At 39.8% G+C, this 13,802-nt stretch carries 10 protein-coding genes, 5 tRNA genes, 1 other RNA gene and 2 pseudogenes; 2 read left to right on the forward strand and 16 right to left on the reverse strand.

The window, feature by feature from the left end; genetic code table 11:
* Window positions 1–48: 48 nt before the first annotated feature.
* The 4 genes from NDM98_RS21875 to NDM98_RS21890 are packed head-to-tail and all read right to left on the reverse strand — an operon-like array spanning window position 49 to window position 4,206.
* Window positions 49–807 carry a hypothetical protein gene (locus NDM98_RS21875; RefSeq protein WP_251611602.1) on the reverse strand — a complete coding sequence of 253 codons (759 nt, stop codon included), beginning with the start codon at window positions 805–807 and terminating at the stop codon, window positions 49–51.
* Window positions 808–833: 26 nt separating this feature from the next.
* Window positions 834–1,976, reverse strand: coding sequence for a glycosyltransferase family 4 protein (locus NDM98_RS21880; protein ID WP_251611603.1), 1,143 nt, complete (start codon window positions 1,974–1,976; stop codon window positions 834–836).
* Window positions 1,922–3,604 carry a glycoside hydrolase family 57 protein gene (locus tag NDM98_RS21885; RefSeq protein WP_251611604.1) on the reverse strand — a complete coding sequence of 561 codons (1,683 nt, stop codon included), beginning with the start codon at window positions 3,602–3,604 and terminating at the stop codon, window positions 1,922–1,924. The genes NDM98_RS21880 and NDM98_RS21885 overlap by 55 nt, the downstream gene beginning before the upstream one ends.
* Window positions 3,605–3,624: 20 nt before the next feature.
* The gene (locus NDM98_RS21890; protein WP_251611605.1) at window positions 3,625–4,206 is read right to left on the reverse strand and encodes a DUF4912 domain-containing protein; all 582 of its coding nucleotides are present in this window, start codon (window positions 4,204–4,206) and stop codon (window positions 3,625–3,627) included.
* A 302-nt stretch (window positions 4,207–4,508) separates the two neighbouring features.
* Here NDM98_RS21890 and NDM98_RS21895 point away from each other — a divergent pair, with 302 nt between their 5' ends.
* Window positions 4,509–4,895, forward strand: a complete 387-nt coding sequence (locus NDM98_RS21895) for a hypothetical protein (protein WP_251611606.1) — start codon at window positions 4,509–4,511, stop codon at window positions 4,893–4,895.
* A complete protein-coding gene (locus tag NDM98_RS21900) occupies window positions 4,888–5,430 on the forward strand; it encodes an endolytic transglycosylase MltG (protein ID WP_251611607.1) in 543 nt (180 codons plus the stop codon). Before NDM98_RS21895 ends, NDM98_RS21900 begins: the two co-directional genes overlap by 8 nt.
* A 96-nt stretch (window positions 5,431–5,526) precedes the next feature.
* On the opposite strand, the gene NDM98_RS21905 is transcribed toward NDM98_RS21900, so the two are convergent.
* The 12 genes and pseudogenes from NDM98_RS21905 to NDM98_RS21960 form a co-directional block, all read right to left on the reverse strand.
* On the reverse strand, window positions 5,527–6,861 hold the full coding sequence (locus NDM98_RS21905; RefSeq protein ID WP_251611608.1) for a CitMHS family transporter: 1,335 nt from the start codon (window positions 6,859–6,861) through the stop codon (window positions 5,527–5,529).
* Between the two features lie 203 nt (window positions 6,862–7,064).
* On the reverse strand, window positions 7,065–9,179 hold the full coding sequence (locus NDM98_RS21910; RefSeq protein WP_251611609.1) for a peptidoglycan D,D-transpeptidase FtsI family protein: 2,115 nt from the start codon (window positions 9,177–9,179) through the stop codon (window positions 7,065–7,067).
* Between the two features lie 107 nt (window positions 9,180–9,286).
* Window positions 9,287–9,466: non-coding RNA, 6S RNA (ssrS, locus tag NDM98_RS21915), on the reverse strand.
* A gap of 50 nt (window positions 9,467–9,516) precedes the next feature.
* Window positions 9,517–10,810: pseudogene (locus NDM98_RS21920) on the reverse strand (MFS transporter).
* Between the two features lie 115 nt (window positions 10,811–10,925).
* A pseudogene (locus tag NDM98_RS21925) lies at window positions 10,926–11,535 on the reverse strand (superoxide dismutase).
* A 552-nt stretch (window positions 11,536–12,087) separates the two neighbouring features.
* The gene (locus tag NDM98_RS21930; RefSeq protein ID WP_251611610.1) at window positions 12,088–12,297 is read right to left on the reverse strand and encodes a hypothetical protein; all 210 of its coding nucleotides are present in this window, start codon (window positions 12,295–12,297) and stop codon (window positions 12,088–12,090) included.
* A gap of 85 nt (window positions 12,298–12,382) precedes the next feature.
* Window positions 12,383–12,694, reverse strand: coding sequence for a nuclease-related domain-containing protein (locus tag NDM98_RS21935; protein ID WP_251611611.1), 312 nt, complete (start codon window positions 12,692–12,694; stop codon window positions 12,383–12,385).
* 591 nt (window positions 12,695–13,285) lie between these two features.
* Window positions 13,286–13,375: transfer RNA gene (locus NDM98_RS21940), tRNA-Ser, on the reverse strand.
* 30 nt (window positions 13,376–13,405) lie between these two features.
* Window positions 13,406–13,479 (reverse strand) — tRNA-Ile (locus tag NDM98_RS21945).
* A gap of 4 nt (window positions 13,480–13,483) precedes the next feature.
* Window positions 13,484–13,559 (reverse strand) — tRNA-His (locus NDM98_RS21950).
* 28 nt (window positions 13,560–13,587) lie between these two features.
* Window positions 13,588–13,664 (reverse strand) — tRNA-Met (locus tag NDM98_RS21955).
* Window positions 13,665–13,669: 5 nt separating this feature from the next.
* A tRNA-Asn gene (locus NDM98_RS21960) sits at window positions 13,670–13,744 on the reverse strand.
* Between the last annotated feature and the right edge of the window lie 58 nt (window positions 13,745–13,802).

Below are 13,802 nucleotides of genomic sequence, written 5' to 3' on the forward strand. Positions count from 1 at the left end.
AAATCACAGGGAACTAATCAAGTGTTTTTTCTTTACAGAACATGCTTTTTAATTGGTTAGCTCATTTTGGACTACATTATGGGCTTCTTCAAGCTCTGCAAGACTTTGATTATGGACTACCCACATTGTCCCCTTTAACTCCTGATTCGGCTTCAAGTTAAGGTCAATCACAATCATACTCTCTGCTGAACCCGCCGCTAATGGAGAGAATAATATCGTGCCCTGCAACTCATTCCAGTTTCGTTCAAATGAACCAGCTTCATAACGAATATGAATATCATCATCAAAGCGTGCCGCAACTAATGTACTTAAATGTTGTTGATGATGGATAAGTGCACGCTCTTCAGGCACATAAAAAGTCATGTGATCATCAGAATCTGGCATCAATGATTGCTGATGTAAAAGTAGTTTAAACGACAGACTAGATTCAGATTGATTCTTAATCGTTAATGTACGAATAAATCCATTGTTCAATCGGTTAGGTCGGTCAAATGCAGTAATCAACAAATGCATTTGACGATGATACGCATGACTAACAAGTAATGAATTTTTTTGATAATAGCCAGGGAACAAATCCCATTCACTTGCTGAGAACCAAGATGTTCCAAGCTCCGTCCAAATACCAAGTCTTGTTTTTGGAGCTGTGAGATCTTCCTTATGAGTAAGCATTGTCTGTCGATTTGAACCAATTTTCAGTTGTCTATCAATGCTAAAAGTTGAACGTACCGTTTGTTTGGAAAATGGAATTCGCGATAAAAGTCTTTTTTCTTCTGTCCACAAAAAATGCTCCGATCGAATAGGGTTCATGATGTATCTCTCCTTTTTTTCTCAATTTAATTTATAGAAACGGTTCGTTCTTTTATCATTCGATTCATTTGTTCGATTGTGAGTTGCGCTGTTTTCTCCAAGCTGTATGTTTCAAAAACGTGGGTAGCTGCCTCCTGACCAAGCTTTTTCACTTCATCCGAATTGTCTACTAGTCGCTCTAGTTGCGTTGCCAAGTCACGAGCATCTCCAGGTTCTACAAGTAAGCCTGTTTGATTATGTGTGACTAATTCCACTAAGCCTCCTACCTTTGAAGCAATCACTGCTTTTGCTGAACTCATCGCTTCTAATGCAGCTAAACCAAATGGTTCATAGAGGCTTGGTATAACCACGATATCCGCTTTTTCTAATTGCCTCAGACATTCTTCTGGTTCCAAAAAGCCAACAAATGAAACTCTGTTTGAAACATCTAACTCTTTTGCCATTCGTTCGAGACTCTCTTTATAAGGCCCTTCTCCCGCAATGGTCACGTGTACGCTTTTGTTGCGGTCTTTTAATAGATGGAGAGCTTGCAGCAAAATTTGAAAACCTTTTTCAGGAACTAATCGACCAAAACAATAAATCGAGTTTATTTGTGTTTGGCTTAATGAGTCACTATTGGTACTTTGGGAAACTCTTGAAGCATTCGGAATAATCGAAATTTTGTTTTTAGACATGCGATAATCATGAGTTAACTCTCTTTTCATCGACTGACTACAAACAATAATTTGTTTCGCTTCATGCATTAATCGTTCTTCTTTTAAACGAATCATCTCTTGCCTGCTGTTTAGACTTCCATTTATCCGCCCACTCTCAGTTGCATGAATCGTTGCAAGTAGAGGCAGTTGAAGCTTTTGCTTTAAACCAATCGCAGCTACACTGACTAACCAATCGTGTGCGTGAATAAGGTCTATCTTTTGTGTTTTTGCTAATTCTTCCCCTGCTTTAACCATCGCAAAATTCAAACCGCCAATCCAATCGTTAAAACTAGCTGCATGAGGATTAAGGCCCTGAACCCGATGAACATGAACCCCATTCTCTTCTTGATGAGATGGAAGGCCATCGACATAACTTGTTAAGACATGGACTTCATACGATTTTTTGGCTAACTCATGAGCTAAATGGGATACATGAATAGAAAGCCCGCAGCAATGACAGGGGGGTATTCCCAACTCAACATTAGAATCACAGGATGATGCTCTTGCTGTCTCACAGGTAAAGTGTTGTTAGGATCGTTTGACTTTATAAATGCCTCCCCTTTTAAATCCATTAAAAAAGGGTAGAATTGTTCCATTTTATTAAGCTCGGTCGGGGTTAATGTTCCTGCTATAAAATCGGTTAGTAACTGATCAAATCGTTGCTCATGTTCGCGCAAACGCGAGACAGCATACTGAGAGGTTGTATCTCCGTCGATAATAAATGCCCAATCACTACTCGTAGCTAACATCCAATCACGCATGAGTTGGATTAAAACCCGCTTCTCAAAATCAGTAGCATCATCTTTATAACGAGAAGACAGTGTACGTAAGGTATCTTCCATTCTCTGAAAGACCGGGTAAACCCAAGAATTCCGTTCATTTAACCAGACACTGCCATATCCTTCTCTGCCCCATGTTGTAAAGGATACGGAAACAGATTCTAGATCCAATTGATGATTCTCTAAGAATGACTCTGGTGTAATGCAAAGTACATTGTTAGTTGAATCATTAAGTACGTACTCAAGCCATTTAGGTCCTTCAAACCACCAATGACCAAATAATTCAGCATCAAAAGGAGTCATCATTAGATAAGGTGGAAAACACTGTTCACCAAATTGCTCGATTTGCTCCTTAATTGCCTGGATAAAATGTCTGGCGTGTTCTTGTGCCCGTTGGTCTGCTACTTGCGGATGATAAAGTTCCTTATTTTCGACGGCTCCGGTTATTCGATTAAACTTGAGCCCGCTGTCAATTCGGATCTCCTCTGGATGCATATGAGGTTTTATGTATGACCAATCTCGATCATAGGCGATATCTCGATAAAACTCTCTGTACCACTCATCACCAGGGTAGCCGTCCGTTGAACTCCATACTTGTGCAGATAAAGATGTATTTCTCGGGAAGAGTGCCACACCATGCTTACTGTATACAGGGGCTCCACTACCCTTCTGCGGAATAGGGTCCGCTGTTAAGATCGCATGCTCATCAACAAAGGTATATCGAATACCTTCTTCAGCCAGTACCTTGTCCACCGTTTCATTAAATGCACACTCTGGAACCCAAAACCCACGAGGACGAAATTGAAAGTGTTTTTCAAAACACTTAATACCTTCTTGGATTTGAAGTCGTACTCCCTCTTCTGTTAAGAGATATGGAAGAAACGTATGTGTTGCAGATGAGGTGATACATGTAATTAACTCTCGACTATTTAAATCTCGAAATGCCTCAAGTAGATTACCTCGCCATTTTTTTAAGAACTCCCTGATGAAATTATATCTATTTTTATAGAACGTCAGGATATGATCTGGAACTTCATGTTGTTTTTGAAATCGCATCTCTTTTTTTAATAGTCGTTCTACATTTTTTAAGTAGTGAGAATATCGTTTTTTTAATAGTGGATCTGCAAGCATTTCCATTAATGGAGGTGAGAGAGAAATGGTAATGGCTTGAGATACATTTGCACGGTCAATGGCATCAATGAGTGGAATATACGATTCCGTCATTGCTTCAAACAGCCAGTTTTGCTCTAGCCGATGATCTTCTTCATGTCGTACATATGGCAAATGGGCATGAAGAACAAGCGAATAATATCCTTGCTTCATCTCAACTCTCCTTTTCTGATTTAATCATACATGGTGTATGCACTAAACTGTTTATGCCAATGTTCAGAAACCTTTTCTATTTCCTTCCATTCTAATGCTTGATTATGTTCATTTTTGGTGTCCAATGAAACTGGTGTAATAATTGAATTTGTACGAAACAGCGGCAGAAACTGATCATCAACCAACCCAACCCCATACTCAGCGATATAAGAGCGATTTGATTCTAATTGATGAAAATGCCAATTGTCCGTCATTTCCGGAATCTCCACTTCAAGAAACTTGTGTGAATAACCACTAGTAAAAATAAGGTCTGTGACATCATGAAGTCTAATTTTTTTAATTAGTTGGCGCCACGACGTTCCAAAATGCAAAGCAACCATATCTCTTGTTTCTTTTTGAATTATCCAATTCATAGTAAGGCTAGATGGACCTTGAACAAGCAAAAAAGCTTGATCGATGGCTACCCACTTTTTTAGCGGTGTCCATTTAGAAACTCGTTTTGTTTCAAGAGTTTTTTTGAACAAGAACGGTCTGCCGAGTGGATGAGTCCTTGATACGGTATTAAGAGTGAAAGCAAAAGTACGCTTTAGTTGACCTGACAACCTACTCATCCCCTTCCTTTATTTAATAAATATCGATCGTTTTGGTGGTTATTAAATCATATCGCTTGCGCTCGTTCGGAACAAGAAGGGTAAATTGTCTTAATTTGTCTTAAGGCGACTAAGCCATATAGGTTCTATGAAAAAAATCATTTTAGAGTTTTCAAAAGGCGTATTAAGGCATCGATATGTGACATTTCAACTAAATATCACTCTTTTCCTTAAAAAAATCGTTGATTCGATCGAAATGTCTCGAAAACACATGTATAATAAAAACGATTCAATTAATGTAAGGAGGCGTTACGATGATGATGGAATGGACACTAGCAATCCTACTTGGAGTAGCTGTGTTGCTTATACTACTATCCTTCTTTCGTAAAGAAAGAAATTCTAAGTATGAACAGCAGATTGAAAACATGTCGATCTCATTTATGCAGGAGATCTATCAGTTAAAGAAACAGATACGGACATTAGAATTAGATGCTGAAATTGTTGCACAGCATACACCGCTTGCCACTCGCTCAGAAACTCAGATTCAAATTATGAGAGATGTTCTTGATTTGCATAAGAGAGGGTATGCAACAGATGGAATTGCTGCAGAAACGGGTTTAAATTCAATGGAAGTTGATCAAGTACTTGCCCCGTTCTTAGATCGCCCTGAAGAAGGGAAGAAGGTGTATACACATGGCTAATTCTCTGAGAAGTTTTTCAGTTGGATTAATCGTGGCGTCTGTTGCGTGTGGCGTTGTCTACTACACGAGCAGCAATGATCAACTAACAGATCAGGCGGAGGCCGAAGCACCTTTGACGGACGATGAGATGATCTTGCAGCTTGAGGATAACGGATATCTAGTGCGCAATTCCGAAGAGTGGGAAGCCGAGGTTAATACGGTTATCGACACAACTCGTCAAGAGGTCGAAGCTGAATTTGCTGAAGTAGAGGAAGAAGAAGCAACAGAAGATGAACCAGAAGAAGAAGAGAATGAGGAAGAGCAGGAAGAACAAGAAGCAGAAAATGAAAGTGAAGAAGTGTTCTTATTAATCATTCGTAATGGCATGACTAGCTTTGATGTAGCTGACGAACTGATTCGCGGTAACATTATTGATAATAAGCGAGAATTTGTCGTTCAAGCTGAGCAACAGAACCTTGCGGGATTTTTAAAGCCTGGCGCTTACGAAATTACAAGTGGCATGACGACGGCAGACATCTTTGCTTTAATTACATAATTAGTGCCTTTACCTTATAATTCGTCAAATACTTATAAAATCCTTTTATAATTTTAAAAAAACCAGCGGGAATTTTTTCCACTGGTTTTTTCTGGGTTAGACCACGCCTATTACTATGGCGATTAAGAGTAAGACGATACTGAAAGCCCACATCCATAAAAACGAATAACGAATATGTTTGCCCATCTCTGCGCCAGCAAGTCCAATTCCAAGCCATAATGCAGGAGAGAAAGGGCTCACGAACGTCCCAATAACATTCCCAATTAACATTGCGTAAGACGCTGATGCTGTAGAAATGCCAAATTGCGATGTAATACCATCCACTATCGGAAGAAGCGCAAAATAATAAGCATCTGTACTTGTTAATAAGTCGAGTGGTACACCTAATAACCCAATGATAATGTGCAAATACGGTACAACCATTCCGGGCAATATATCAACTAATGATAAAGCAATGGCTTCTAACATCCCAGTCTCTCTTATGACTCCTAAGAAGACACCGGCTGCTAGAATAACTGATGCCATTGAAAGTGCACTTGGCGCATGTACTTTAATACGCTCCATCTGAGTATTTACATTTGGATAGTTCACAATCAAAGCTACACTTAAAGCAATCATAAAAATAAGACCAGGATCCCACGTTGCTTCTAGTAACGCAGCTACAGTTAATAGCATAATCACAAGGTTGACAATCATTAATTTTGGTCGAAGTAAACTCTTTTCTTCTTCACTCGCGGTTGCAGCCTGTTCTTGCATAGCTAAACTTCCAGAATAATGTTGATCAGATTCTTTTATTTCTCCATTTGCAAACTTACGAGCAATTCGACGTTTTTCTCTAATTCCAAGGAAGAAGGCTAAAATAATCACCATCACTAACCCAATGATTTGAATTGGGATCAATGGACGCCAAACATCCGCAGGACTTTCACCTAATATGGATGCAACACGACCAGTTGGACCGGCCCAAGGAACCATATTCATAACAGATGCACTAGTAGCCACAATCAAAAGCAATAAGTAACGACTCATGTGCAGCTGCTTATAAAGCGGCAGAAGTGCCGGAATTGTAAAAAGGAACGTCGTTGCACCAGCTCCATCTAAATGCGCTATGGCACCAACGACCGCTGTACAGGTTGCAACGGTTACGACATTACCTTTGGAAACTTTAATCAAGCCAGAAATTAAAGGATTAAATAACCCCGTATCTTGCATGATCCCAAAAAAGAGAATCGCAAAAATAAACATAATAACAACATTCATTACTGTACCGATACCTGATTCAAAAAAAGTGGCAATCTCCGTTGGACCAAAACCAGCAGCAAATGCACCTAGCACCGGAATCAAAACCATACCTACAACCGGACTGATTTTCCCCCACATCAAAAGACCAACAATTGTAATAATAATAAGAAGTCCAATAACTGTTAACATCTCAAAATCCCCCTGCTCTACTCAATCTAACACTAACTGGAAGCGCTTTAATTAATCTTTTTATCACTGTAACCGATTTCATAATTACATTACAATTTACGCCGATAAAAACCATAAAAATAATAAACGTTAGGAAAAAATAGTAAGAAACAAAAAAAAGCAGACGGGATGTCTGCTTCTTTCATAAGATTCGCTTCATCTAACTATTCAACTTCTGGATCTGTATCTACATCTTCAAGGACTGTTTCTACATCTTCAGGTCCTTCGCGATTTTCATCAATATCGATGTAAGCATTCAGCATTTTTGAACCGATTTGTTGTGCTACGTTAGGTTTATATGTCTTTGAAATACCTGGTACCACAACCGTAAATGCAACCTGTGGGTTGTCTGCAGGCATGTAGCCTACAAGAGTTTGGTTATTCCCGTCATTTGTTGAATAAATACTTACCTGTGCTGTTCCAGTTTTTGCAGCCATGTCAGGGAATTGCTCATTAAAGTTTACTTTCTCAACTCCATCGCTTCCTTTTCTCATTCTAGCTGCTGTACCTCTCTCACCATAAACCACACGTCTTAAACCATTTTTAACCAGTTGAATATCTTCCTTGCTCATATCAACTTGATTTAACACCTCAGGAGTTATCTGTGTAACTATACTGCCTTCCTCGCCATTTGTTGAAGGCTCACGAATTTCTGAAACTAGATGTGGTCGCATGCGCGCACCGTCATTAGCAATGGTTGATATATATTGAACCATTTGAAGCGGTGTATACGTGTCATATTGCCCAATAAACAAATCCAGTAAATTACCAGGGTCACCATTTTTCCCTTCATATCCAGTAGCAACACTTGGCAGGTCAATTCCTGGGCTAGCTCCCAAGCCAAATTGACCAAAATAGTAACGAGCTTCGTCATATGCATTATTCAAATCTGTTAAATTACTAAACGATTTTTTAGGTGCATACTCATAATTTGCCATTCTCATTGCAATATAAAACATATAAACGTTTGATGAACGTTCAAGTGCCGATAAATAGGTTACTGGTCCCATTCCAGGACCCACCGAACTCTTTTCGATTCCTCCTGGTAATTCCAAACGTTTATCTTGAATAACCGTGTTTGGTGACATCACTCCGGTGTGAAATCCAGTGAGTACAGATGCTGCTTTTACTGATGAACCCATTTCAAATTGATTATTCAGAACGCCAGTATCATTCACTTTAACTGCGTCAGGTCTTGCTGGATCATCATTGTAACCCGCCATAGAAATAATCTCTCCAGTTTGCGGATTCATCATTATGGCGTAGGCTTCCCTATTCTTTAAATAAGCTCCAAAACTAGATTTAACTGCTGTTTCAAGTGTTTCTTCTAACTTCTGCTGCATTTCCATATCAATCGTTAATACGAGGTCATTCCCGCGGCTACCAAGTTTTTCATCGACTGTGTTTTCAGTCACTGAACCACTTCTCGTTGTACTACGATTGATTTCTGCTTTTTGCCCACGTAGGAGGTCTTCATACTGTGCTTCTAGGTAACTATTCCCGACTAAATCAGAGCGATCGTAGCCCTTTGCTAAATAAGCGTCAATTTTCTCAGCTTGAATGGTACTTGTGTTTCCTAGGATACTACGGAACGTGTCACCATACGTATAGCTGCGGCGCGAATCACGTAAAATATCGACACCAGGCATCTTATCTAGATGTTCAGACACTTTATGAGCTTCATTTTCAGTCACAGCACGTTTGATACGTTGTGGCGATCCGGCATACCCTCGAATCATTTCTCGATAAATTGCGATTACTTTTAAGTCGTCTTCATTGTAATTAATTTGCTCGTCTCCGATTTGATCAATAATGGTTTGGTATTGTTCTGCACCACTCATGTCTGAAGTATCAATACCATCAAGGAGCTTTTGTCGATCTTCTTCCGGAGTTGTTTCATACCAATAATCTTTTTTATCACGTTCCGTCACTTTCTCTGTTTCTACATCAATCATTGTGACTAGTTCATTGGCAATACGCAGCATTTCTTTTGTTTTATCCGTAGACGATTGTTCACTTGGATTCGTATATGTTATTGAAAGCTCCATCTCGTTATCAACAACGGTATGGCCATATTTATCGTACATAACGCCACGTGGTGCATCAATTCGTGCAGTTTGATTGGCAGTCTGAGTTAATTCTTTTTCATATTCTTCACCTTGAACAATTTGCACAACACCTAGACGCAGGATTAAGGCTGAAAATAAAAGAAAAACAATTAAAAATAAAACATTTAAACGAACCGGTACGTGCTTACGTTTTTTGTTCTTTTTCCCCATTTATTTCTCTCCTTTATTTGTAACGTTCTATATGTATATACACACCAATAGACACCTCACGAAGGGTGTCTGCATTCACTTCTTTGTCACATTCATTTTTGAAAAATCAATTCCCCGCATATGCCGTTACTCCCATCGTTCAAGAACCTACTTTCGCAGGTGGGTGCCCGCAGAGCTTTTTTCAGTGTCCACATATAGTGGCATACTGTCCAAAGATCGATTTGAGGCTCCCTTTTCTTGATTAAGGTTCAAAACAAAAATGAAGCTCACGGACATGGCAGGTGAATAGATAAATTATAGCATAATTAACCTTACTATAAAAGAGTGATGTACTCTTTTATGCGTTTGATCCTCCCGTTCCCCCTTCTTCCTCGGTTTGTGCGGTTAAACCATTTTCAGAAGCAGCTGAACGAACATCAAAGTGTATGGGTCGGACAAACCAGTAGATACAAGTGTGCCCTGCTCCAAGAACTAATAGAAGTACAGGAATAGACGTTGCCTCTGGAAAGAAATGAATGGCAGCAATAAAAGCAAGAACCGATACAATCCGACCACTGTTTAAATACAGCTCACGAACAACCATGTACTCAACACGCATTTCTCCTGCGTTCCAAGCCTTACCAATTACATCATACGTTAATGAAATATATGGAACTAACAACATTGGATAAGCAATGGAAATCAAAATGCCATAAAGGATTAGCTTTGGAAACGTAAGATTAAATATGATCAGGAATATCGCTCCATACAAAATTAATCCCCCAAGTAAAATTGCTTTTTTCCGTAGCTTTGTTTTGATCAACCTACCAAGCTGCATAATAAACAATCAATTGCGTTGCTGAAGTCACCAAACCATACGTTCCAAGCGCTAACTCACTATTTGTGACCGTATACACCCAAACAACAATCACAAATACAAATGTACCTTCGCGTAGCCCTTGAAAAAAATGAGCATACAAAATTCGACTCCAAGCTCGGTTTACCTTTTTTTCTTTTAGAATACGTTTAACTAAAAATCGACCTTTTGCATGTCGTTTTTTTAATGTCATACTTAAAAACACAGCCACAATAAAAATAAGTAATGAGGCAGTAAAAATTACTGTGTAGCCCGTTGATTTTTCCATTACAGTGATAATAACCCCCGCTGCAAGCGGTCCGATCATCCCTGCAAACGATGTTAACAATCCAAGAAACCCGTTAAAAAAATCTCGTGTATCAGGTTCAGTTACCTCAAACGTTAATACATTAAAGGCCAGCCAATAACACCCCAAACCTAGCCCAACTAGTGCACCCAATATCAGGATGGCAGCAATGGACCCACCACCGATAAACAGGACAGAGAAATAAAATAAGGAAAGAATGGCTACGCCAATACGCAGCACATACACACGATCAATTTTTTTTGAAAGCCTTCCTGCGAGTAAAAAAGCTATTGGCTGACAAATGACAGCAGCTAAATTATACAAAGCCAAATTGAGAAATTCACCTGACTGCTTCCATAAGTAGACATTCACAAACGTGTTAGACAGAGCTATGCTAAGTGCATATAAACCTCCAATAACCAGAAGCATGACTAGGTCGCGAGTAATATCAATATGACCAAAAACACGATCCAGGGTTTTTCTCTGCATGAAGTCACCCCCTCGAAAGTAGTTTGTCACTCTCGTGGTCGGTTATACAGGTAGTTTTTTAACACATAAAAAAACCGACATACACAAATGTGTATGCCGACTATTTTTGTATATATTATTTTGCTGCTGCGTAGTTCTTAGCTGCAACATCCCAGTTTACTACACTCCAAAATGCGTTGATGTAGTCAGGACGACGGTTTTGATAATTTAGGTAATAAGCATGCTCCCAAACATCTAAACCAACAACAGGAGTTTTACCTTCCATCACTGGAGTATCTTGGTTCGGTGTGCTAGTGATAGCCAATTTTCCGCCATCAACAATTAGCCATGCCCAAGCCAGATCCAAAGCGATTTGCCGCTGCTGCTGCAAACTCTTCTTTGAATGCATCAAAGCTACCAAATTCTTTAGTAATTGCATCAGCAAGCTCGCCAGTTGGAGCCGTGCTTCCGCCTGGAGTAAGAAGCTCCCAGAAGAATGTGTGGTTAGCGTGTCCGCCACCGTTATTGCGCACTGGTGTACGTACAGATTCAGGTAGAGCATCAATATTGCTGATTAGCTCGTCCACTGATTTGCTCGCAAGATCTGAATGACCTTCAAGTGCTGCATTTAGTTTTGTTACATAAGTATTATGGTGCTTGTCATGGTGAATGTTCATTGTTTGCTCATCGATATGAGGTTCTAGTGCATTTGCTGCATAAGGTAGTGGTGGTAATTCGTAAGCCATGTTAATATTCTCCTCCTTGAATGAGTTCCCGTTTTTTGCGAACTTTCGAAACAAAAACGTTTCATAAGTCTGCCTTTTTAAGTTACCAAACAATAACAGGATTTGCAAATGAAACGACTCTGCTAATCCAAGTTCTATAGTATGGTTTCCACGATGGTGGGTGGATTAAACATGGAATTTTTTAATGTGGAATAGGAAGGGTTAATGTATAGAATGTATATTTATTTTTTCTGACACGCGGAACCTTTAGTTGAGTAAGTAAGTGGTGAGAAACTGTTGGAGATGTTACCTGGAGAAATGACCTTAATTCTTGATTCGTAATTGTTGGTTTTATTAATAAAAAATAATCCTCTAGAGCTTCATAATGTGCATCTTTAGAATAAAAATGACAAACATTGCATTTCCACTTACCCACAATGCGTTTCATAGAAAATTGATTACAGCTAGCGCAGTTAATTCCTGTTTGGATATCTTGAATAGTGAGTTGATGTGAACTAAGTGGAGGTGGTTTTTCGGAGTATTGCTCTGTAGTTAACATAGTGGAAATTCGATTTAAGTCATTTTAGTTAGCTTTTCAACAGAATAGCTAGCTTGAAGTTGTTCTAATTTTTCAGGCAAATGTTCTGAAATGGTCACTCGACTTAACATTTGATTGTTATTATGATTTGATTTAATCACAACGGATGGATTAGTAAAAATAACAAGATCAACAATTGGTTTTAAAGGTTCGGCATGTTCAAGCAGCCAATCTGTTAGCTGCATACGCTGCCTCCGAAGTTGTATAACCGGATTAGGAAAGACCTCTTTCGTATCTTTTAACGTCCGCACCATCTGCTTAGTCATTTCGTTAAAATAAATAGTTCCAAGCTATATTTTTTATCTCTAGGATTGCAATAAATTGAGGGCATAAAACAATAGAATCCATTTGAAACACATGACCTTCTTTTGATTTTAAGTGAACATCGTGAAGGAACTTAAAATTACGTCCATTTAAGAAACGTAAATGATAGTCTAAACTTCGCTCTCCCCTGTAACCAGCTTCTCTCAAAGAAAGTTCTTCTAATATCTTCGGATAAGAAGGATGATTTTTAACTATCCTTCTTTTTAGAGATCTAAGCTGCAAAAGTCGAATTGGTTCGCTACGCTTTTTTATAATCAAATAAAAGGTCCTCCTTTAAACATTTCTAGATTATCTTATTCGATTTCAAATCCTATAAACCTGCAAAACATATTCTATTATGACGAAAATGGTTTGTGATTATAGAGTTTTTTTTATTACGAGTGTTCCTCGAGACATGCGGGAGGACTTTCGCGCATGCAAGATCCATGTTTCTACTTGCGAGAGCCTCTCCTCACATGCAAGGTCCATGTTTTTACATACGAGGGCTTCTCCTTACATGCAAGACCCCCTTCTCTACACGCAAGAGCCTCTCCTCACATGCAAGATCCATGTTTCTACATGCGAGGGCCTCTTCTCACATGCAAGATCCCCTCCTCTACACGCAAGAGCCTCTCCTCACATGCAAGATCCCCTCCTCTACACGCAAGAGCTTCTCCTCACATGCAAGATCCATGTTTCTACATGCGAGAGCTTCTCCATACATGCTAGAGCCTCTCCTTACACGCAAGATCCCCTTCTCTACACGCGGGAGCCTCTTCTCGCATGCAAGACCAGTCTTCCTCTCCCCAAATCCCTTCCCAACACAACAAAAAACCTGAACGCATATGCGTTCAGGTTTTTTCATTCGGAAGGAGGAAGAGGGATTCGAACCCCCGCGCGGTTTGACCCGCCTGTCGGTTTTCAAGACCGATCCCTTCAGCCAGACTTGGGTATTCCTCCAAAGTATAATGAGCAAAAGCTCTGTAAGAGTGGACCCTGTAGGACTCGAACCTACGACCGATCGGTTATGAGCCGAGTGCTCTAACCAACTGAGCTAAGGGTCCAAAATGGGGCGGCTGATGGGAATTGAACCCACGAATGCCGGAATCACAATCCGGTGCGTTAACCACTTCGCCACAACCGCCATGTCATTCATCCAAACTATGTATATATGGTAGCGGCGGAGGGGATCGAACCCCCGACCTCACGGGTATGAACCGTACGCTCTAGCCAGCTGAGCTACACCGCCATATTTGGCTCCACAGGTAGGACTCGAACCTACGACCGATCGGTTAACAGCCGATTGCTCTACCACTGAGCTACTGTGGAACAATGTGTTTATCAAGACAAGAACTATAATACCATGATAAGAAAAACTGTGCAATAC

Origin of the sequence: Alkalicoccobacillus plakortidis (assembly GCF_023703085.1) — a bacterium.
Taxonomy (GTDB): domain Bacteria; phylum Bacillota; class Bacilli; order Bacillales; family Bacillaceae_D; genus Alkalicoccobacillus; species Alkalicoccobacillus plakortidis.